Origin of the sequence: Calothrix rhizosoleniae SC01 (assembly GCF_900185595.1) — a bacterium.
In the GTDB taxonomy this organism is placed as follows: Bacteria; Cyanobacteriota; Cyanobacteriia; order Cyanobacteriales; family Nostocaceae; genus Calothrix_A; species Calothrix_A rhizosoleniae.
Genome location: NZ_FYBH01000049.1, coordinates 1 through 20,733, shown reverse-complemented (window position 1 = coordinate 20,733; position 20,733 = coordinate 1). Strand labels below are relative to the sequence as shown.

The following is a 20,733-nucleotide window of genomic DNA, read 5'->3' as shown; positions in this document are numbered from 1 at the left end:
AGGTGTACTAGTGCTTGAATCCTACTGAGGTCAGTTTCCATCAACTCAGCATAGCTGAGATTTGCATTCATGAGATTGGCATCGCTCAGGTTTGCGTTATAGAGATCAGCATAACTTAAATTTGTACCACTGAGATTAGCATTACTCAAGTTTGCACCACTCAAGTCAACATCATCCAGATTTGCACTATTGAGGTCTACATTACCCAAGTTAGCATTACTCAGGTCAGCACCAATAATTTCTGCATTTTCAAGATTAGCATTACTCAGGTTTGCACCACTGATGTCCGCATCGTTGAGATTTGCACCAGTTAATTTAGCATGACTGAAATTGGTATTACTTAAATCAGCCTCCCTCAAATCAGCACCGCTCAAATCCCCATAGCTCAAGTTAGCATTACTGAGATCAACATCTCTGAGGTTAGTATTACTGAGGTTAACTTGGTTCAATTCCATACTATGAAGATCAGCACTACTCAAATCGGGCACTGTATTATCTGAATTGTTGATTTTCCAAATATTCCAAACATCTACCCCTTGTCCGAGTAAATTTAGACACTCCTCATCAGCCATTTTTTTCTCCTTATGTCTTAACCTAGGAAACTCACAGTTTAGTTGTAACTAAATCATGGTTCAGTCGCAAGGGGTTTAAAGCGCTACGGGCAAGTAACAAGTAATAAGTTTACTGTTCATAGGTTTGGTGCATTCAACAATGTCCGCGCCCTAATCGCGTAGTGCTATATAACACAGCTAGAGAATTTATTGATGGTAGATGCATTACCTCGAGCGCATCCACATAATGGTAAAAATTAGATTGACAACAAATGCGATCGCTCGCTACTAATTAAATGACTTGGATGACTAAATCTTAAATAGCTATAAAAAATGGATGAGCTATCAAAACAACAATACAAAGAGAATCCTCAAGAATCACCCTGTCCTATTTGTGGACAGCAAAACTTTATCTGGGGAAGGACTGTGGAAGAACATCCTTCAGCATGGATGTATTTCCGTGCGAATGATGTTGGTTGGGGAGGAGGTGAGAAGCTAATTGCTCGAAAATGTAGTAATTGCGCTAATGTACAATTGTTTGCTGATTCATTAAAGGTGCATTGAAAAACGCACCTAAAATTCTTAAATATTTTACGCTTGTTCCTGGGGAACCTGATTTATTTGTGCCAATTCCTTCTCTTTATCCAATCTACGTTTTTTGGCATAAAGTTGAATTGTCACTGCCATTAAAATCACTAAACCAAAAATTACCCAAGCTGCCATATCTGTAGGCAAACTATTCTTAAATACTGCCAACATGACAATTGCTACTAACATTAAAGTAGGTGCTTCATTCATGGCACGCATTTGTTTACTAGTCCAGTTACACTTACCTTGCTCTAATAGTTTCATTAAACGAGCGCAATAAAAATGGTAAGCCAATAATAAGGCAACAAATCCTAATTTGAAGTGCAACCAAGTTTGTTTTAAGTAATCTGGTTGTGTCACTAGCAAACCAATTGCACAAGCCACCGTCACCACCATCCCCGGTGTGGTAATGATGTTGTAGAGGCGTTTTTCCATGATTTGATACTGATTTTTCAGAATCGTGTTTGCCGGTTCTGGCTCCTGCTCCGCTTCAATGTGGTAGATAAATAACCGTACTAGGTAAAACAGTCCAGCAAACCAAACTACTACGCCAATGATATGAAATGCTTTAAACCAGGGATATGCCATGAATCCTAACCTCGATCGATTTCTTGCTAAAAATGGATGCAACTACTCTCATTAATCAGGTTACGGCAAAATCTCCTGTAGCAATGACATAGAAGGGATTTTGTATATAAAGAAGTGTGAAGTATGACAATATTTTCAGGGTTTTGATAAACTAATCTTTACCTCTGGTTAATTGTCAAAATTACAACAGCATTCCAGCAATACAAGCAGTCATAAAACAAGCGATCGCACCTCCAATCATCGCCCTGACTCCCATCTGTGCTAAGTCTGCTTGCCGTTTCGGTGCGATACCACCAATGCCACCAATTTGAATCCCAATGGAACCAATATTAGAGAAACCACATAGGGCATAGGTAGCAATTATTCTTGCTCTTTCAGAAATTACTGGTAAAGTACCCGCAGCTACAGCCCCAGTATCAATTTTCTGGCTATTTTCGATTAAGGTTTTTAAGTCTAAGTAAGCAACAAACTCATTGAGGATAGTTTTTTTACCTAGTAGTATGCCTACTTGTCCACAGTCTGCCCAAGGTATGCCCATCAACCAAGCCACGGGGAAAAGTAGGTATGAGAATATCCATTCTAAAGACAGTGTTGGGAAGTTAATCAGAGAACCAATCCATCCCAGTATCCCATTTACCAGCGCCAACAGCCCTAAAAATGCAATCAGCATTGCTGCCACATTTAAGGCTAACTTCATCCCCTCACTAGCACCAGTTGCAGCAGCATCAATGGCATTGGCATAGGTACTATCTACCTTCACTTGGACTTTTCCCGCAGTTAAAGACTCCTCTGTTTCTGGATAAAGTAACTTAGAAATAGCCAGTGCTGCTGGCGCAGACATGACTGAAGCGGCAATTAAATGTTCTGCTGATACACCAAAGGATATGTATGCTGCCATTACTCCTCCAGCAATAGTAGCAAAACCCCCTGTCATAATTGCATGTAACTCAGAACGAGTCATTGTCTCCACATAGGGTTTAATCATTAATGGAGCTTCTGTTTGTCCCACAAAAATATTGGCAGCAGCTGAAAGAGATTCAGAACCTGATGTTTTCATGGTTCTCATCATGACTACTGCTACCACTTGCACTATTCGCTGTAAAATCCCATAGTGGTAAAGTACTGTAATAAATGCAGAGAAAAAAATAATTGTGGGTAATACTTTAAAAGCTAAAAAATGTTCTTCAAAGTTATCCCCAAAAACAAACTTTGCTCCAGCATCAGAAAAGTTCAAAAATTGACTCACCACATCACCGAGGAATTGAAATACTGCCAAACCTGGTTTTGTCCGCAGAATTAAGATGCCAAAAATTAATTGTAAGCCAATTCCCCACAGCACTGGTGACCAACGTATGGCGCGACGGTTGATGGATAAGCCATAGGACAAACCCACAAATACAAATATTCCCAGTAATGAAATCAAGCGTTCCCATTCCATACTCACTCCCAAGTTTGCACCACTGCAAAATTTAGCTGAAACAGCAAGAAGCCCCACATCCTACCCGATAGGGAGGTGTGGGATGAATTGCGAGGTAAAAACGAAACACCCTGCAACTGTATTAAGCTTTAGGCTTAACAGGTTGTGGGGTAGTTGAGTTTTTACCAATATCCTGTTCTGGAAGTGTATCAATAAAATCTTCAATAATACGAGTCATTGATTTATCTTGATTGACGCTATATAAGCGTAGTTTATTCATTCTTCTGTCACTTAGCCTTAAATCTAATCTATTTTTCTTCATATTACCCAGATTATGTCTGTACATTAATGATAATATATATAGAGGTCGAACAACAAGGTTAAATCAATGAGAACTTCATACCAGTACCGAATCAAGCCAAATAAAAAGCAGCGAGAAATTATTGATAATACGCTCGATATGCTTCGCTGTCAGTATAACTATCAGCTTGCTCAACGATTCAACTGGTATGAGCAAAATCGATGTTCTATTGATAGATGCCCTCTTGTTTGTTATCTTCGGGGTTTAAAAGATAAACCTAACTATTACAACCAAAAAGCATCTTTAACACAGCTAAAAAAGGATAGACCTTGGTACAAAACTATTCATAGTCAAGTATTACAGGAAATCCCTAAAAAGGTTGAAATAGCTTTTGATAGATGGTTGAAAGACGACTGTAACGGGAAGAAATCAGGTAGACCAAGATTTAAGGGTGTAGGGCAATATAAGACTTTCACTTATCCCCAATTCAAGCGACATCATTTTGTCGGTGATAAAATCACATTATCAAAAATTGGAGATGTAAAAGTAATTGTTCATCGTCCAATCCCTGACGGGTTCACCATTAAAACTGTATCTGTTACTAAAAAAGCCGACGGTTATTATGTGACTTTAAGTCTTGATGATAAATCAGTACCAACAATTAAACCTGATTTCAATGCTGAAAACATTGTAGGTATTGACGTTGGTTTGATTGATTTTTATGTAGCTTCTGATAATACCCGAATCGCTGCACCAAAACATTTGCGTAAAACTGAAAGAAAATTAAAATCAGCACAGCGTAAAGTATCTCGCAGGAAAAAGGGTTCTAATCGACGTAAAAAAGCAATTAAAAAATTGGGTAGGCAACATAAAAAAGTTGCTGATACCCGTAAAAATTTCCATTTCAACACAGCTAAAAAATTACTCAATAAATATGATGTGGTTGCTGTTGAGAAATTGAGTATTAAGGGACTTGCTAAAACACGATTGGCTAAATCAATTCATGATGCTGGTTGGGGTCAGTTCTTATCAATACTGAAAAACAAAGCCGAAAATGCTGGTTTATCAGTAATAGAAGTTTCTCCAAACGGTACAAGCCAAGAATGTTCTAATTGCGGTCATAAAGTGAAAAAGTCGCTATCTCAAAGAACACACAATTGTCCGGTATGCCATACCAGCTTGTGTCGTGATTTGAATGCGGCTATAAACATCAGGAAGCGTGGGACGCACGCCCTGAATAAAAAAGCTCAGTCAATGTCGTCATAGACGAGTCGCTGAGAAGCCCACACTCAACCGAAGGGGAGTGTGTGGAGTACGTCACAATATACCACTACGCATATACGTTAAAACATTGTTGAAGCACCAAACCGATGAACAGTAAACTTATTACTTGTTACTTATTACTTATTACTTGCCCGTAGGGCTAACACATACTCATGAAAGTACATTCCCAAACTAGACGTGGTTGAGCGTAACAAAGTAAGGACTGACGGGCTTGTTCTAGTTGTTGAATAATATTTACTTGACAACCTCTTTGCCAGTAAGACTGTTGTAAATAGTCAACTAACCACAATTGAGCCTCTGTATCCAAAGCTTTATCAATTTGTTTGGCTATTTCTAGAGCGTGACGATAATTTTGTGGTGGTTTTGTCACCTCTGTTAATAATTCATCTGGTATATTTTGTAATTTTGAGTAAGATGCGATCGCTTCTCCAGGACTACCAGCAGCAATATTTAAGATGGTGGGATTTTGCAAAATTGCCTCATGTCCTGTTTGTTTTAATACCTGTGCCATTGCCGTTGGTTCCAGTCGATAAAAGGGGATGCGCTGACATCGAGATACTAAAGTTGACAAAATGGAGTCTGGTGAAGGTGCGATTAAAATTAGTGTTGCTTGCCCAGGTTCCTCTAGGGTTTTGAGCAAGGCATTAGCAGCAGACTCAGCCATTTTTTCTGCTGCCGATAACACCACTACCTGCCTTGATGCTTCTAGAGGTGGGCGGCTGAGAAACTGAGTAATTTCCCGAATTTGTTCTAACCGAATTACAGGTGGTGCTTTGCGCTTGAATCCCTTTTCTGCCGCTTCGGCAATCGTCAGGCGTTGTCCCTGGTGTTGATATGTGGGTTGTACCCATAATAAGTCGGGATGATTGTTAATAGTTTGACGATGTTTAGATTCAGTAAATAGTAATTCAATAAAGCACCGTGCTGCTAAACTCCTGCCTACCCCTGGCGCTCCCGTAAATAAATATGCTGGAGCCACACGTTTTTTGATAACTGCCTGGGTCAGTAATTCTACTGCTTGAGTTTGTCCTAATAATGGTGCAAATTGATGCATCAATTCTCAAAACTAGACCACTTGATAAATAAAGCTGAAACTAGCCCAATTATTCACATTCAAACTGTAGAAGTCAGTTGTGGTGTTGGAACTAGATGGCTGAGTGCTAGCATTGTGTAAATCTTGTAACAATGCCTGTGCCACTTCCACAGGATTGAGTAAAGGAGCAATTTGCTGTTGAATTGAACCATGATGTTTCGCGGCTTGTTGCTCTAAGGTTTGGGTAAAGGGTGCAGTACTAAAAATTAGCTGGGTTTCGGCAAAAAAAGCAGGCCCTGCAATCAACCATTGAAAACCAGTATTGGGTAAGGGTACGAGCAAAGTTTTGCCGGCAGCAATAGTTATATCTTGGAGCAACGGTTTGTTTTCGGTACTGCCATCATTATCTGGATTTTGCCACGGGTAAAGGGCATAAGCATTCATGGAAGTATCTAAGCCCAACAGCATCAGGTAGATAGGGCGACTGCCTATATTTTGGATGCGATATTGGATGCGACTACCAATGGGGATAATGGGCAATTTTCCACTGTCAGCACTAACTGTTTTTTTGCCTGGAGATATTGTAGAAATTGTTCGCACAGTTTGGCGTTGGGTAATTATGCGCGGAACAATGCCACTGACTATTTCCAGATTTACTTTCAAAGCCAAACGGGAAGAAGCAGCATTTTCTGTTAGTCGCCATAACTTTGCTGCTTGCATAGTTCTGATTTTGGGCGCTAACCGCTTGACTGCCAATTTTACAACTTCACCGACTTCTCCCACAGTATTGGGTATGGAATCGCTAGCCAGGGAAAATAAACCATAGCGGCTGGGAGCAGTCATCATTAATGTACTAGATTCCTTCTCAGATGTTTTGGCCATTGGTAATTTGCCAAATACGTAATCTGCGGGTTGCTCTCCAGCAATCACCGATGTCACATTGCTCAAAGCAGACAAAGCACTAGTTGCATCTACTCGTTCAATCCTTTCTAAATTGCTTCCCAGAGCCATAGTCAACTCAATATCCCTGGGTATTACCCGAATTGCTTCTTGAATTAGTTGCCCAACTTTGGGGATAAATAAAGTATCATCACTACTAACTTGAGCTTTCCCTGTCAATCCAGTACGCGATCGCAATATTAACTTCGTTTTGTCCTCTTCTTCCCCAAGAAGAGAAAATTGAGAGTTGACATCATAGTATGGCAGAATGTGCCCTGGTATTCCTCCTAACCAGAGACGAACCGTTTTCCCATCCTCTTGCACATTTTGCACTACTCCCTCTGCTCCCATAGTTAGGGGTGGGAGAAAATTATCGGCAATTTGCTGTTGATGTGTCTTGGTACCAAATATTTGCGGCTGCTGGTAACTCCCTAGCTTATAGGTTGAGTTCGATACTTGAGAAAGGCTAATGTGAATTGTGGTTGCAGGTACAGTTTCCCATAGGTACTGTGTCAAAGCATAGGTAAATAAACCTGTACTACAATCAGTAAATAGTAATTCCCTAGCGGCTTTGTTGTTGTCATCAGTGGGGGTTAACACTGTCACAGGTAAATTAGCTGCAAGTAAATTCTTGGCTGCCAGTTGATTGCGTAAATTTGATTGTAATTGCCTTTCTGCATCCGCCACACTAGCTTCAGCAGGGGGGTTGCAAGCACGAATTAGCCATCCTGAAGGTAATAGTGTAGCAGGGGTGTAATAACTAGTATCCAATACTACAGTCACTCGGTTAGTTGCCAGCGATCGCAACAATAACTGTAGGGTATTTTCTAGTAAATAATCCTGTACCTTACCTGTACTAGATGGAGTTACCAAAGCATTGTTCAACTTTGGCTGTAGTACTTCAGATTCAATGCGACAACCATAACCACTAAAGTGGAAAACCACCACATCTCCTGGTCTGGCTTGCTGCACCAAATGTTCTTGAAAAGCCTGTTCCACATATTCTCGCCCAGCTTGTTCATCTGTCAACGCCAGAATCTGAGAATCAAAGAAGCCGAAGCGGTGAATCAACAGCTCTCTTTGTAGTTCCACATCCATCACACAGCCAGCAAGTGGGGAATATTGAGAATACTCATTAATCCCTATTAACAAGGCAAATTTTCGCGGACTGGGTTGTGCCAAAGCTTGGTAATAGTGGCTCCCTAAAGAGAGCCACTCCGCCTGAGACAATCCCATTGCCGCGACAAGGGGTCCAAACCGTTGCAAAAAAGTCCGCCGCTTCATAATTAAGCTTTCAGCCCTGAGCCAATCAGTTATAGCAATCCTAAGTTATTTCTGAATCAGAGTATAAGAGATATTGCCCCCTTTCTAGTCCCTAATTTGCCAGCTTAGTCTTAAAAACTCGATTTTGATTGCTATATAAGCTTAATCGGCTAAAGTTGAAAGCACAAAGCTAAAAGTAATATTTGTTATTTTTTGTGTTATCTGCTACCAGTAATTAACAGCGATCGCTTTAGGCTAATCGCATTGCCCGTGCTAATTCTGCTGCTACTTCGGGGCGGGAGAATTCTGGTGGTGGTGATTCTCCCCGGCGCAGCATTTCTCTGACTTTAGTTCCAGATAAGTGAACTCGCTCTTCTGGTTTACTTGGACTAGTTTTGGTTGTTGCCATTTGCTTAGTCCGGGTACAGTAGAAAGCATGTTCAAATTTCATGGGTGTAATACCCAATTCCTCTGGCTGAAACTCATCAAAAATGTATTGGGCATCATAAGTACCGTAGTAGTCACCTACTCCAGCATGATCCCGTCCGACGATAAAGTGGGTACAGCCGTAATTTTTCCTCACTAGAGCATGGAAAATTGCTTCTCTGGGGCCCGCATAACGCATGGCGGAGGGGTTAATTGCTAAAATCACTCGATTGGGAGGATAATAATTCTCCAACAAAATTTCATAGCAGCGCATCCGCACATCAGCCGGAATATCATCTGATTTGGTTGCTCCTACCAATGGATGCAAAAATAATCCATCCACGGTTTCCAGGGCACATTTTTGGATATACTCGTGGGCGCGGTGAATGGGATTACGAGTCTGAAAACCAACTACAGTGTTCCAACCCTTTTCTTGGAACATCAACCGCGAAACTGCGGGATCAATTTGGTAAGAGGGAAATAGGGGATGGGGATCACGTTCTAATAACCACACATCACCAGCCAAATTGATTGCACCTTGGTTGTAAACGACATTGACACCAGGATGTTTTTCTTCGTCCGTGCGGTAGACTTTAATTGCTTCTAAGCGCTTATCGTAGCTATATTTTTCTGTTAGTTGTAAAACGCCAATATATCTACCTGTACTGTCATCTAGACGTACTAAGCTACCTTCCTGAAGGGCATCAGCCTCTGATTCGGAGACTGAAAGTGTGACGGGAATTGCCCATGCTATGCCATTCGCTAGCCGCATATCTGATACCACGCCATTGTAGTCCTGCTGGTTCATGAAACCAGTTAGGGGACTAAAACCACCGATGGCAATCATCTGCAAATCGGAAACAGCTCGTTCATCTAGTTGCACTCGCGGTAAGAAGTCTGCCTTAGAGAGAAATTCTTGTTTCTGTTCGGGTGTGGCAATGCGATTGATTAAATGTCCACCGTGGGGAGCGATGCCCTGTCTGTTGTTACTCAAGGTAATCCCTTCTCTGCATTAAGTTGCAAGTTGTTAAGTATTTATTAAATTACCAAAATCTAGGTAACCAGGGAAGAGGCAGGGAGCAGGGGAGCAGGGAGCAGGGGGACAAGGAGAAGAAATTTTGATAGTTAAACGTCAACCCTCAACTATCAACTACCAACTACCAACTACCAGCTAACAACTATCAACTATCAACCATCACTCCATCACTCCCTCACTCCTTCATAATAATTCCCCCACCTAATACCTTCTCTCCTTCATACCAAACTGCTGCTTGTCCGGGAGTGACACTAAACTGAGGCTCGTCAAATACCACCCTTACCCGAGATTTATCTAAAGGAACTATTGTTACGGGAATTGGCGCAGAACGATAACGAATTTGCACTTCTGCCCGAATCGGACTGGATGGTTCGGCAATGGAAACCCAATTCACCCTTTCCACTGTACATTCTGGTTGGGTGGCTTTGGTGCGATCGCCTACTATAACCCGATTATTCACTGTATCTAAACCAATTACATACAGGGGTGCAGAAGCAGCAACTCCCAGCCCTTTACGCTGACCAATGGTGTAATGATGTATCCCATCATGCTGACCTAAAACTTTACCCTCTGTATTAACAATATCCCCTGGTTTGGCAGCTAAATATTTATCCAGGAATGCCCGCATGGAACCATTGCTTTCCACCAAACAGAGGTCTTGGCTTTCTGGTTTATCAGCTGTTTTTAACCCATACTCAGCAGCTAGCCGCCGAGTGTCACTTTTTTCCATTTCCCCTAGTGGAAATACTGTTGCTCTCAGTAAATCTTGGGATAAGTCATAAAGAAAATAGGATTGGTCTTTATTGCGATCGCAAGCCCTTAACAATTCGTAACGTTTAGTTTCTGGATTATGACGAATTCGGGCATAATGACCAGTGGCGATTTTTTCACTGCCCAATTTTTCTTGAGCATAGGTAACCATGGGACCAAATTTCACCGTTTTATTACACTGGGAGCAAGGTAAAGGAGTTACCCCCGCACTGTAACCAGTGACCAGATAATCGACAATTTGAGTTTGAAAAACCTCGCGAATATCGACAACATGATGGGGTATACCCAACTGCTCACAAATGTAAGCAGCATCAACCATGCCCTCAGAGCAGCACTGTCCTTTACCCTTCATCAGCCAAAGGGTAAGACCAATCGTTTCATAGCCCTGACGGTGCAAAATGGCAGCGGCGGTGGAACTATCAACACCACCAGAAAGTCCAACTACGACCTTTGTCATTTTTCGTGTATCTTGCTTGGTTGATATTTCTAAGCTAACACTGTGTAGATGCTACAAATGTCAACCTATTTTGGATTGTAAGTTAATCCCCAGTTTCTTGGTTGATTTTACTGACTTGGATAACCAAAATTAAAAATTGGAAGCTGTTATGTTGAATAAATCATTAAATAAATTTATATTACCTAGCTGTTATACTCAACCATTATTATTTGGTGTACCCCTAGTTTTAGGTATTTCCACCCCAGTCACTGCACAAATGTATGAAGGGGTGAATAATTTTCCCAGTCCACAATTGAACAATAATGTTTATCAATCTCCAGGATACAACCAGAGTGACGTTGAGTTTACTGCTATTCCATCGAATCAATATCCCCAGAGCTTTGATCGCTATATAGTTTATGTGGACAGCAACAATTTTCAAACACTGCAACAGGTGCGTCAGGTAGAACCTACAGCCTATGTTCGTCAATTCCAAAGACGGTATATTATCCAAGCTGGGGTATTTAGTAAACCTGCCAATGCCCAAAGAAGAATTAGGCAATTAGCAGCTTATGGGGTGAATAATACCCGTATTTTTAGCCCAAATCAAAACCGAGAAATACCTAATAATGATGCTATTGGTGGTATAAAAGAACAAATTTCTAGATACTACTATGTGGCGATCCCCAGTAGTGCGAAAGATGTCAGAGAAATAGCCGCTCGTATTCAGCAAGATACTGGATTTTACCGAGGAATCAGTGCTAGTCAGAATAGAAGGGGTCACTATGTGGCGGTTGGTCCTTTCGCTCGCTATGGAGATGCCCAAAGGTGGAATGATTATTTACATAATATTGGTTTTGGTAACGCTAGGATTCATTATGGTAGGTAAAATACAAATAATAAGTAATAAGTAATAAGTAATAAGTAATAAGTAATAATTAATAAGTTTAATGTACACCGATTTCAGGGTTCAACAATGTCCCTAATTGCGTAATCCTATATTTAATGCACTATCGAAAATGAGATTGATTTTTGTTAAAAATTGATCTCATTTGATGTTGGATATAGAAAAATTTATACCTTCAGGCGTATTTCAGGTAAGAAAAGTGAAATGTTAGAATTCTCCTGATTCAGTAATTTAAGGAGAATTACTAATGTCACAGTGTGCTTTAGAACAACGTGTGGGAATCATTAGCCCCCTAACTGCAGACAGAGCAGCAGGAAATTGGCAGACGATCAATTTCGATCCTCCCTTTCCGCCAAATTTGAAAGTTTTTGTGATTCCCATGACTCAAACTTATAATGGGTCAGAAATCCCTGGTCTAAGAGTCCAAAACGTTACTCCTAATTCTTTTCAAATACGGTTTGATGAGGCTAATATTCTCAAGAATAGTGGTCAGTATGCCTCTGATGGAAATCACATCAATGAAGAAGTTGGTTGGGTTGCTTACGGGTTAATCTCCTAATAGTCATTAACTAAGAAAAGATTTGATACCCACTAACCCTTTATACATGAGAAATCTTCTTTTATCGATACAGTTTGCTAAGATATATTTGCACTAAAAAAGCTTTAAATTCTAACAAACACGTTTTATAACCTTTATATAGTAAAGGTTATAAAATGTGTTTATTTCATTTTTTGCGAGATCAATATATTTAGGGCTTGGTGTTTCCGTAGAGCAATGTTAGCTGTAAAAGTACTTTGGTGGAGGTAGGAAATGAGGAATCTGGTACAGGGAACATTTTCATCCCTATGATTTCCATTGTATTGATAAATACATCAATGTTTTATAATCCATAATCCATAATCCAAAACCCATGCAAGATAGGCAAAAACTGATTTCCCAGGTTGTAGTGACAGCCCAACAGATGCGCGACATTGAAGGGCGAATTTTTGCAAAGGGAATGCCTGTAGCAGCTTTAATGGAAAAAGTGGCTGGTTTAATTACCAGTCGCATTACCCAAGATATAAGTTTACCTAACCATGTCGGTATTCTTGTCGGTCCCGGTCATAATGGAGGGGATGCCTTAGTAGTGGCTCGGGAGTTATATTTTCGCGGCTATGAAGTTGGGATTTATTGCCCTTTTGGGATACACAAGGAATTAACCGCACAGCACTTACAATATGTCCAGAGTTTGGGTATACCTTGTTACTCCTCAATTGAGAAATTATCTAATTGTGATGTATTGATAGACGGCTTATTTGGGTTTGGATTAGAAAGAGAAATTCAAGACCCCATAGCTAGTGCGATCGCTGAGATTAATCAATGGTATATACCTATTATTAGTATAGATGTACCTTCTGGTTTGCATACAGATACAGGTGAAGTATTAGGAATTGCAATTCATGCCACCTGTACCTTATGTTTGGGTTTATGGAAATTGGGCTTATTGCAAGACCAAGCCCTAGATTATGTGGGTAAAGTCGAGTTAATTGATTTTGATATTCCCTGGATAGATATTCAGGCGGTGTTAGGAAATACACCAAACATTCAACGCATCAATACCAGCAAAGCATTATCTGTGATTGGTACTCAAAGTATACAAAAAAAATATCCCGGTTCTACTATTCTTCCCCGTCCACCCCTCACCCATAAATATAAAGAAGGGCATTTATTACTAATTTGTGGTTCTCAACGTTATGCAGGAGGAGCAATATTAACAGGTTTAGGTGCTAGGGGGAGTGGGGTGGGAATGCTCTCTATTGCCGTACCAGAATCTCTCAAACCTCTGCTAGTATCCCATTTACCAGAGGCATTAATTATTGGCTGTCCGGAAACAGCCACGGGAGCAATTGCTCAATTAGAATTACCAGCCAACATCAATATTAATAAATTTAATGCGATCGCTTGTGGTCCTGGTTTAACAACTGAGGTCAAATCCGTAGTTCAACAAGTACTAGCAAGTGAAAAACCCTTAGTACTCGATGCCGATGGTTTAAATATTTTGGCACAGCTGGGGGCTACATCCACATTACAAAAACGACTATTTCCTACCATTCTCACCCCCCACACGGGAGAATTTAAACGCCTGTTCCCTGATATCCCTGATGTATCCACACATAGAATTAAAGCCGCAACCACAGCAGCAGACCAAACAGGAGCCATCATTTTACTTAAAGGGGCGAGAATTGCCATTGCTAATTCCCAAGGTGGAGTATGGATTAATCCTGAAAGTACCCCCGCATTAGCCAGAGGTGGTAGTGGTGATATCTTAACCGGATTGTTAGGTGGCTTAATCGCCCAAGCCAGTACCCGGCAAATTTCCCTGGAAGATATAGTGGCTACTGCAACTTGGTGGCATTCCCAGGCTGGTATCCTGGCAGCAAAAGAACGTACAGAAATAGGAGTAGATGGTGTTACCCTGGCAAACTATTTGATGCAGGTATTGTGTTAATCTTGGACAGAGTAAGAATCTCTGTTTTTAGAAATTCTTAAAGTTTATCAAGTTATGACTCAATAAATTAAGTTTGTAATAACACTTGTTTCAGTTTCCACTTTCATCCTGGAACAGTTCAACATATTGTGTATCCTGGAAAAAACTAAGCTCACAATCACATGGAGGTCTAATGACTCCTCAGGTAATGCGTCAGGTTTGGTCGGTGGTAGAAAACGCTCACAGCCAAACCCTGCTGCAAATGGACGATAATAGCTTGGTACATTGGTTAGTCAAACAAACCAGCACACAAGCTTTACTCGATGGTCATGAAACTGACTTTCTGAGTGAATATATTAAATCTCGACTCCATCTCATCCGCGATATCGCTTATGAACGTCAGTACTCTTAATCGACTTTTGCTTACCGTTTGCTAACTATTAGGTAAATAACCTGTAATTAAACAATCAGAACCAATCACACGTATTTCTACATCTTCTAGGGATAAAGCCTCATTCATAGTTGTAAACCCAAGATCCCCTACAGGTGTAGGTGCGTGACTACCACCAATAATTTTCGGAGCAATGAATGCCACAATTTTCTGTACTGCACCTTGAGCGATCGCATTAGCGGCTAAAATACCCCCACACTCCCATAACACACTACAAAGACCGCGATCGTACAAGTAAGACATCACTCGCTTCGGAGTCAGGGGGTCTAACTCTACCACTTCCACCCCTTGTTGACATAACAAGCCTTGAAATTCTGGGTTAGCACCAACTTCCGTTAACACAACAGTTGGTGCAGTGTTTGTCTGCCACAAATTGGCTGTAGTTGGTAGATCAAGATTGCGACTCATCACCACCCGCAGAGGATTATGTGCTCCTTGCTGATGACTAGTTAAATAAGGATTATCTTGTCTGACAGTATTTCCACCTACAATAACTGCATCACAAGTAGATCGTAACTTATGTACTGTTTGGCGGGCAATTTGATTTGTTACCCAGGTACTATGACCGGTAGTTGTAGCAATTTTACCATCTAGAGTCATGGCATATTTCAAAATGCCGAAAGGTTGATGGTGAAGAATACGATGAACAAAACCCTCATTTAGTCGCCGACAGTCAGCTTCTTCCACCCCCACCACAACTTCAATTCCAGCAGCCTTTAACTTCTTAATCCCCCCCCCAGCGACTAAGGGATTGGGATCTACCATCCCCACAACTACTTTGACTAAACCTGCAGCAATAATGGCTTCAGAGCAAGGGGGAGTCCTGCCATAATGGTTACAAGGCTCTAAACTGACATATATGGTAGCACCACGGGCATTTTCTCCAGCAGCTCTCAGGGCAAATACTTCAGCGTGGGGTTCCCCAGCACAGGGATGAAATCCTTCCCCCACAATTTCTCCATCTTTAACAATGACCGCTCCAACTAATGGATTGGGAGATGTACGTCCCAATGCGCGACGAGCCAGGAGTAAGCATCTTTGCATCATTTCCCGGTCAAATTCAGTTCCGACCCTTGGTTGTGTAGGTGCATCTTTTGGAGTCACCAATGGGGAATTATCCATAATTTTGATTGGGAAATAATCTACAAGATCAAAATATTAGCTAGCAGTTAGTTATAGCGCTACGCGCAAGTAATAAGTAACAAGTAATAAGCAATAAGTTTACCGTTCATAGGTTTCAGCATTCAAAAATGCCCTAACATGCTTTGGTAATGCTATATAAAAAATAATTTCTAGCTTGAATCTATATTGCCAGATATTGCCTCAATTACATAAAAATTTAGGAGTGAAGAATGCTAGGTTTTTGCTTACCTGGCAATTATTATCACTCCCATATTTATAAATAATAGTTTGATGTCAGGGTTTTCAAACTCCACCATCTGCACTCTAAAATTTACTACTAGCAGACTCTTGTGCTGTCTTTAATCTTTGCCACCAGAGGTTTAAGGGATAATACACCACAGGTGCCCACAGGCTAGTGAGGATCGCAGAAGCCAGGGCAATTCTTTGGTAGTATATCCAAATATCTTCCGGATTGCGATCGCTTGCGAAGCTCAATTGTAAGGCAAAAATGGTTTCAGCTAAAGCTGACATACCAAACACGATTAAGGCAATGGAAATAAAATCCTCTTGAATAAATCGCTGCTTCTGCATCAAACCGGTAATCAACCCTACCAACCCTAAACTCAAAGCATGGGTGGGATCGGGAGAAGTTATTGCATCTTGCAATAATCCCAAAACAATACCAGCTAATGCTCCTGCAAATGCCGAACGCTTCACACTCCAAGCCACAACCCAAATTAATAACCAATTAGGTCCAATACCCAATAATTCCATCCCTGGGAACCGAGTCAGCAACATCAACAAAAATATGACAACAGAAGCAAATGTCACTCCCCAGTCTAGAATTTGCAGTGCTTGAGGATGCCATCTAGAAAGAAGAGGAATATTAATCTGTTTTGATTTACGTTTTGCCTTTGATGAATTTGACTGTTTGCTTCTACTATCCCAAAATCCCTGAATCTTCATTTGCTTCGGTGTACTCCAACCTAATTAGATTTCTGCGGTTGCTTATTGGAGGAAAGTGATTTTTCCGATAGTTGTTTCTCTGGTTTCGGATACACTGCTACCCAATCTAAAGAACTAATAGGTGGAAACAACTCAATTTTGGCAATGGATGCTGGTAATTTTTGCAGATCCAAAGATTTGACTTTGCCTATGGGCAATCCAGAAGGAAATTTTTGACTGTATGTAGATGTAGTAATTACGTCACCAACTTTGACATTTGGTACTTTCTCATAAAACTCTAATACTGCTTCCGTAGAAGAATTACCTCTTAAAATACCTTTAGCACCAGTACGACTGATATTCACGCCTATAGAACTTTTCATATCCGTGATTAGTAGGACACGGCTAGTGTTACTTGTGACACTTTCCACAATACCTACTAAACCACCATCTGCCTTAACAATAGCTCCTTTCTCTATACCTGCTGAACTACCACGGTTGATAGTTACTTGTTGCCACCAATTATCAGCACTGCGTCCCACTACCCGAGATGGAATTGGTTTGGAAGTAGCGGGCTGTTTCTCCGTATATGAGATGAACTTTTTCAGCTTTTGGTTTTGGTTTTGCAAATCTGTTATTTCAGCTTGCAATTCCGAAACTTTGGCATTCTGTAAACGATCTACTGTACTTGGTTTTGTTTGTACAATCTGAAACCGATTACTGATCCCCGTATAAAATTCTAATAAGGCTGCGCCCTGAGTTTCTCTAACTAACCAAGCACTGCCGAGAACTACAGCAATTAATCCAATTTGTAGCCCTCTACGTTCCCAACCATGACGTGCTGTAAACATATATACTAATAATTAATTTTAGTGTGAATTGTGAAATATGGAATTTCCTAGCTTGAAACCCATATGTATAGATTAATCAATAGATTGTTATTTGGTTTTAAACATTACGGGAACGCCCACTGAAAACCCGCTCCAACTGTTTAAAGTTTTCCAGTACCCTTCCTGTGCCTAAAACAACACAACTTAGAGGATCCGCAGCAACATGGGTAACGATCCCGGTTTCATGACTAATCAGAGTATCTAACCCTTTGAGTAAAGCCCCACCACCGGCTAGCATAATCCCTCTGTCAATGATATCCGCAGCCAACTCAGGAGGTGTTCTCTCCAGAGTCCGTTTGACAGCTTCAATAATTACAGAAAGTGGTTCTGCCATACTTTCGCGAATTTCTGGACTTTTGAGAATGACAGTGCGCGGTAAACCAGAAAGCAAGTGTAATCCCCGGACTTCCATCACTGTTTCTTCATCGTTTTGAGTCGGATAGGCTGAACCAATACGAATCTTGATCTCCTCAGCTGTGCGTTCTCCAATCACTAGGTTATGTACCTTTTTCATATATTGGAAAATGGAGTCAGTTAGTTCATCTCCAGCAATGCGTACGGACTCACTCAATACCGTACCCTGCAAACTCAACACAGCAACTTCCGTAGTCCCACCACCAATATCAATAATCATATTGCCCGTGGGCTCAGCTACTGGTAAACCTGCACCAATTGCGGCTGCTACAGGTTCATCAATTAAATAAACCTCTCTAGCCCCCGCTTGTGTCGCTGCATCCATCACAGCTCTTCTCTCTACCCCTGTCACCCCACTAGGAATACCAATCACAATCCGGGGTAATACTAGGGATTTACCTTCATTGACTCGCTGAATAAAATGTTTTAGCATCAACTCTGCAGAATCAAAGTCAGCAATCACACCATCTCGCAATGGTCGTAAAGCCATCACATTCTCTGGTGTGCGCCCCAACATTTTTTTTGCTTCTTCTCCCACTGCTATTGCGACTTTTTCACTTTTGTCGATCGCAACTACTGAAGGTTCTTGCAGTATAATTCCTTTTCCAGATACATATACTAGAGTGTTGGCGGTACCCAGATCGATACCCATATCCCGTGACAAGGAAAACTTGCTAAAAAGTCCCACGCCTCTCGTTGCCCCCTATTTATTTGTGCTGTTTTTGACTACTACTACCGTAAGTAATAATTTAGCTCGATTGTATTGCGTTTGTTCACCCTGAGTCTTGTCAAGGAAGCCATTTATTTAGATAGCTTTAGACACATTATTGTTCCGGCTCAAGATTATACCTTTTATATACTCCTATTGAGAGAGTATATCCGTAATAGTTTACCAATCATAATCGACTGTTTCTTATGATTTTAAATATATGTATAAGTGTTATTTATGTTACGCCCAGATTATTTTAGTTTGTCATTCGCCACCATGAGAGTCACAATAAATAAGTACAGTTGTACTTTAAGGTTTGCCTGTGAATATTAACGTAGTCACATTGGTGGGTCGTGTCGGTGGCGACCCAGATATGAAGTATTTTGAGTCTGGTAGTGTCAAGTGTAGATTAACACTAGCAGTAAATCGACGGACTCGCAATAGTGATGAACCTGATTGGTTTGAATTAGAACTATGGGGGAAAACGGCAGAGATTGCTGGGACTTATGTCCGCAAAGGGAAGCAAATTGCGGTCAAAGGTTCGTTGAAATTGGATTCTTGGAATGATCGTCAAACTGGTGTATTGCGTTCTAAGCCAGTTATTAACGTTGAACAACTAGATTTATTAGGCTCTAGAAGGGATACTGAAGCGGCAATGATGGATGGTAGTCCGGACAATTTTTAGCTATTAACAATCCCAAATATTGAGTAAGGGCGGGGTTTCACCGCCCAGAATGAAGAAGATTGATGGAGCTTAATAACTAATTGTCAAGGTTACGGATGCTTGTACCTGTTGTTCTCCACCAATGACGGGGGTAGAAGCCTCTGTTCTTGAGGCTGCCACATTAGCACGAAAAATGGGTGGTGGGGAAGTACTCCCACTATTAATTGTGATGTTAACAACCTCTTTCGCAGTCAAATTTAAAGATGTCAGAACGGTTTGAGCTTGACTTTGGGCATCTTGAGTCGCTGCTTGTAGGGCTTTTTTGCGGGCAGTTGCGATCGCCTCTTCTTTAGCCATAAAGTTAATGTTATTAATTTGTGTGGCTCCAGCTTTCACTACCCCGTCTAATATATTACCTATTTTATCAGTATCAACGCGGAAGCTGACTCTATTAGTGGCTTTGTATCCAATAAGTTGCTGAGTGTTATTGGTATATTTATAGACTGGGGTTAGACTAATACCAGTGGTTTGTAATTTTTCCACCTTGCGATCTTTCAAATATTTGACTACAGCCGACGAACGCATAGCAACTTGTTTTTGTGCATCTGCGGCAGTTTTTGCTTGGATTTCGATCCCAACGTTAACTTGTGAATGGCTTGTTGCAACCGTTTCCATCCCCCGACCATTCACAGTCAGAGTACGGGGTATTTGAGCTTGTTTTTGGGACAAAGCGGGTGGAGTACATATTAAATATGTCACTAAGGCTACAGAAAAAAATTGCCACGTATGGGGTAGACAGGAGCGAATGCGCTGTAACGCCAATGTACTCATATAATTACCATCCTAGAAAAAAATTGTGGATTACGTAAGATACTATTTTTGTTGTCTAGCTGGATTTAGGTTTTTCCTAGGAGATTCATTGTATGGCTTATTGGCTACTAAAAACAGAACCAGGGGACTACTCCTATACCAATTTGGAACAAGAAGGAACTACTGTTTGGGATGGAGTAAATAATGCCTTAGCACTCAAACATATGCGGACAATGGAACCAGGGGATACTGTATTTATTTATCACACTGGCAAGGAAAGAAAGATTATTGGTACAGCAGAAATAGTCAGCCAACCATATGCAGATCAGGCATTAGATGATCCCAAACGGGCGGTTGTTAAAGTTAGGGTAGGGCAAAGAATACCAAACCCCGTTAGTCTGGCTCAAATTAAGCAGGATCAATTCTTTGCTAACTTTGATTTAGTGAGATTATCTCGATTGTCTGTAGTTCCCGTTTCTCCATCCTACTGGCAGCGTTTGTGTGAGTTGGGGAATTTAGCTAATACCACTTCTAGATGAGAATTCACCAAATCTAGCCTGGATAGGCAAGCATTGTTCCCTTGGACTTGATTTGAGTGGAGTGTGTAGGGGTGCTTTGACTCATCCCATCCGGATTTATATCTGGGTGGCAGCTAATCAGAAGCTACAGAACACGGTTTTATCCCGTTGCGTAGCATCTTTTTAGAATCCCCTCACCTTT

21 protein-coding genes are annotated in these 20,733 nt (G+C 41.0%); 8 read left to right on the top strand and 13 right to left on the bottom strand.

Annotated features, from left to right (window positions below; genetic code table 11):
• On the bottom strand, positions 1-572 hold a 572-nt coding region (locus CALSC_RS02870), incomplete at its 3' end, for a pentapeptide repeat-containing protein (RefSeq protein WP_143288130.1).
• Between the two features lie 312 nt (positions 573-884).
• On the opposite strand from CALSC_RS02870, the gene CALSC_RS02865 reads away from it, so the two are divergent.
• Complete coding sequence (locus tag CALSC_RS02865; RefSeq protein WP_088239918.1) at positions 885-1,115, top strand: hypothetical protein; 231 nt, start codon at positions 885-887, stop codon at positions 1,113-1,115.
• A 27-nt stretch (positions 1,116-1,142) separates the two neighbouring features.
• On the opposite strand, the gene hemJ is transcribed toward CALSC_RS02865, so the two are convergent.
• The 3 genes from hemJ to CALSC_RS02850 all read right to left on the bottom strand — a co-directional run bounded on the left by hemJ (position 1,143) and on the right by CALSC_RS02850 (position 3,424).
• Positions 1,143-1,727 (bottom strand): protoporphyrinogen oxidase HemJ, encoded by a 585-nt coding sequence (gene hemJ / locus CALSC_RS02860; RefSeq protein WP_088239917.1) that lies wholly within the window; start codon positions 1,725-1,727, stop codon positions 1,143-1,145.
• A gap of 181 nt (positions 1,728-1,908) precedes the next feature.
• Entirely contained in the window at positions 1,909-3,165 is a 1,257-nt protein-coding gene (locus CALSC_RS02855; protein ID WP_088239916.1) for a NupC/NupG family nucleoside CNT transporter, read from the bottom strand.
• A gap of 121 nt (positions 3,166-3,286) precedes the next feature.
• Positions 3,287-3,424, bottom strand: a complete 138-nt coding sequence (locus CALSC_RS02850) for a hypothetical protein (protein ID WP_327331039.1) — start codon at positions 3,422-3,424, stop codon at positions 3,287-3,289.
• Positions 3,425-3,532: 108 nt separating this feature from the next.
• Here CALSC_RS02850 and CALSC_RS02845 point away from each other — a divergent pair, with 108 nt between their 5' ends.
• On the top strand, positions 3,533-4,711 hold the full coding sequence (locus tag CALSC_RS02845; protein ID WP_088239914.1) for an RNA-guided endonuclease InsQ/TnpB family protein: 1,179 nt from the start codon (positions 3,533-3,535) through the stop codon (positions 4,709-4,711).
• Between the two features lie 157 nt (positions 4,712-4,868).
• Here the strand turns inward: CALSC_RS02845 and CALSC_RS02840 are convergent, their stop codons facing one another.
• The 4 genes from CALSC_RS02840 to mnmA form a co-directional block, all read right to left on the bottom strand.
• Positions 4,869-5,783 carry a DNA polymerase III subunit delta' gene (locus CALSC_RS02840; RefSeq protein ID WP_200817538.1) on the bottom strand — a complete coding sequence of 305 codons (915 nt, stop codon included), beginning with the start codon at positions 5,781-5,783 and terminating at the stop codon, positions 4,869-4,871.
• 12 nt (positions 5,784-5,795) lie between these two features.
• Positions 5,796-7,985, bottom strand: a complete 2,190-nt coding sequence (locus CALSC_RS02835) for a caspase family protein (RefSeq protein WP_088239912.1) — start codon at positions 7,983-7,985, stop codon at positions 5,796-5,798.
• Between the two features lie 229 nt (positions 7,986-8,214).
• On the bottom strand, positions 8,215-9,384 hold the full coding sequence (sat, locus tag CALSC_RS02830) for a sulfate adenylyltransferase (protein WP_088239911.1): 1,170 nt from the start codon (positions 9,382-9,384) through the stop codon (positions 8,215-8,217).
• Positions 9,385-9,601: 217 nt separating this feature from the next.
• A complete protein-coding gene (gene mnmA / locus CALSC_RS02825; RefSeq protein ID WP_268807174.1) occupies positions 9,602-10,681 on the bottom strand; it encodes a tRNA 2-thiouridine(34) synthase MnmA in 1,080 nt (359 codons plus the stop codon).
• A gap of 121 nt (positions 10,682-10,802) precedes the next feature.
• Between mnmA and CALSC_RS02820 the strand changes: the two genes are divergently transcribed.
• The 4 genes from CALSC_RS02820 (at position 10,803) to CALSC_RS02805 (ending at position 14,420) form a co-directional block, all read left to right on the top strand.
• Positions 10,803-11,522, top strand: a complete 720-nt coding sequence (locus CALSC_RS02820; protein WP_088239909.1) for an SPOR domain-containing protein — start codon at positions 10,803-10,805, stop codon at positions 11,520-11,522.
• 265 nt (positions 11,523-11,787) lie between these two features.
• Positions 11,788-12,099: an H-type lectin domain-containing protein gene (locus tag CALSC_RS02815; RefSeq protein WP_088239908.1), complete on the top strand. Its 312-nt coding sequence runs from the start codon at positions 11,788-11,790 to the stop codon at positions 12,097-12,099.
• A gap of 352 nt (positions 12,100-12,451) precedes the next feature.
• Positions 12,452-14,029, top strand: a complete 1,578-nt coding sequence (locus tag CALSC_RS02810; protein ID WP_088239907.1) for an NAD(P)H-hydrate dehydratase — start codon at positions 12,452-12,454, stop codon at positions 14,027-14,029.
• Positions 14,030-14,201: 172 nt separating this feature from the next.
• The gene (locus CALSC_RS02805) at positions 14,202-14,420 is read left to right on the top strand and encodes a hypothetical protein (RefSeq protein ID WP_088239906.1); all 219 of its coding nucleotides are present in this window, start codon (positions 14,202-14,204) and stop codon (positions 14,418-14,420) included.
• Between the two features lie 21 nt (positions 14,421-14,441).
• Here the strand turns inward: CALSC_RS02805 and ribD are convergent, their stop codons facing one another.
• From ribD to CALSC_RS02785, 4 genes are all read right to left on the bottom strand, one after another.
• Positions 14,442-15,581, bottom strand: coding sequence for a bifunctional diaminohydroxyphosphoribosylaminopyrimidine deaminase/5-amino-6-(5-phosphoribosylamino)uracil reductase RibD (ribD, locus tag CALSC_RS02800; RefSeq protein ID WP_088239905.1), 1,140 nt, complete (start codon positions 15,579-15,581; stop codon positions 14,442-14,444).
• Positions 15,582-15,905: 324 nt separating this feature from the next.
• Positions 15,906-16,547: a rod shape-determining protein MreD gene (gene mreD / locus CALSC_RS02795; protein ID WP_088239904.1), complete on the bottom strand. Its 642-nt coding sequence runs from the start codon at positions 16,545-16,547 to the stop codon at positions 15,906-15,908.
• Positions 16,548-16,567: 20 nt separating this feature from the next.
• The gene (mreC, locus tag CALSC_RS02790; protein WP_088239903.1) at positions 16,568-17,377 is read right to left on the bottom strand and encodes a rod shape-determining protein MreC; all 810 of its coding nucleotides are present in this window, start codon (positions 17,375-17,377) and stop codon (positions 16,568-16,570) included.
• A gap of 97 nt (positions 17,378-17,474) precedes the next feature.
• On the bottom strand, positions 17,475-18,482 hold the full coding sequence (locus tag CALSC_RS02785; RefSeq protein WP_088239902.1) for a rod shape-determining protein: 1,008 nt from the start codon (positions 18,480-18,482) through the stop codon (positions 17,475-17,477).
• 379 nt (positions 18,483-18,861) lie between these two features.
• Here CALSC_RS02785 and CALSC_RS02780 point away from each other — a divergent pair, with 379 nt between their 5' ends.
• Positions 18,862-19,224: a single-stranded DNA-binding protein gene (locus CALSC_RS02780; RefSeq protein WP_088239919.1), complete on the top strand. Its 363-nt coding sequence runs from the start codon at positions 18,862-18,864 to the stop codon at positions 19,222-19,224.
• Between the two features lie 69 nt (positions 19,225-19,293).
• Here the strand turns inward: CALSC_RS02780 and CALSC_RS02775 are convergent, their stop codons facing one another.
• Positions 19,294-20,034, bottom strand: a complete 741-nt coding sequence (locus tag CALSC_RS02775; protein WP_088239901.1) for an SIMPL domain-containing protein — start codon at positions 20,032-20,034, stop codon at positions 19,294-19,296.
• Positions 20,035-20,126: 92 nt separating this feature from the next.
• Between CALSC_RS02775 and CALSC_RS02770 the strand changes: the two genes are divergently transcribed.
• Positions 20,127-20,552: an EVE domain-containing protein gene (locus CALSC_RS02770; protein WP_088239900.1), complete on the top strand. Its 426-nt coding sequence runs from the start codon at positions 20,127-20,129 to the stop codon at positions 20,550-20,552.
• Positions 20,553-20,733: the final 181 nt, after the last annotated feature.

Bases quoted from the DNA above. Each gene is read 5' to 3' on its own strand.
- CALSC_RS02865 (WP_088239918.1), top strand. From the start codon at position 885: ATGGATGAGCTATCAAAACAACAATACAAAGAGAATCCTCAAGAATCA.
- hemJ (WP_088239917.1), bottom strand. From the start codon at position 1,727: ATGGCATATCCCTGGTTTAAAGCATTTCATATCATTGGCGTAGTAGTT.
- CALSC_RS02855 (WP_088239916.1), bottom strand. From the start codon at position 3,165: ATGGAATGGGAACGCTTGATTTCATTACTGGGAATATTTGTATTTGTG.
- CALSC_RS02850 (WP_327331039.1), bottom strand. From the start codon at position 3,424: ATGAATAAACTACGCTTATATAGCGTCAATCAAGATAAATCAATGACT.
- CALSC_RS02845 (WP_088239914.1), top strand. From the start codon at position 3,533: ATGAGAACTTCATACCAGTACCGAATCAAGCCAAATAAAAAGCAGCGA.
- CALSC_RS02840 (WP_200817538.1), bottom strand. From the start codon at position 5,783: ATGCATCAATTTGCACCATTATTAGGACAAACTCAAGCAGTAGAATTA.
- CALSC_RS02835 (WP_088239912.1), bottom strand. From the start codon at position 7,985: ATGAAGCGGCGGACTTTTTTGCAACGGTTTGGACCCCTTGTCGCGGCA.
- CALSC_RS02820 (WP_088239909.1), top strand. From the start codon at position 10,803: ATGTTGAATAAATCATTAAATAAATTTATATTACCTAGCTGTTATACT.
- CALSC_RS02815 (WP_088239908.1), top strand. From the start codon at position 11,788: ATGTCACAGTGTGCTTTAGAACAACGTGTGGGAATCATTAGCCCCCTA.
- CALSC_RS02810 (WP_088239907.1), top strand. From the start codon at position 12,452: ATGCAAGATAGGCAAAAACTGATTTCCCAGGTTGTAGTGACAGCCCAA.
- CALSC_RS02805 (WP_088239906.1), top strand. From the start codon at position 14,202: ATGACTCCTCAGGTAATGCGTCAGGTTTGGTCGGTGGTAGAAAACGCT.
- ribD (WP_088239905.1), bottom strand. From the start codon at position 15,581: ATGGATAATTCCCCATTGGTGACTCCAAAAGATGCACCTACACAACCA.
- mreD (WP_088239904.1), bottom strand. From the start codon at position 16,547: ATGAAGATTCAGGGATTTTGGGATAGTAGAAGCAAACAGTCAAATTCA.
- mreC (WP_088239903.1), bottom strand. From the start codon at position 17,377: ATGTTTACAGCACGTCATGGTTGGGAACGTAGAGGGCTACAAATTGGA.
- CALSC_RS02785 (WP_088239902.1), bottom strand. From the start codon at position 18,482: ATGGGTATCGATCTGGGTACCGCCAACACTCTAGTATATGTATCTGGA.
- CALSC_RS02775 (WP_088239901.1), bottom strand. From the start codon at position 20,034: ATGAGTACATTGGCGTTACAGCGCATTCGCTCCTGTCTACCCCATACG.
- CALSC_RS02770 (WP_088239900.1), top strand. From the start codon at position 20,127: ATGGCTTATTGGCTACTAAAAACAGAACCAGGGGACTACTCCTATACC.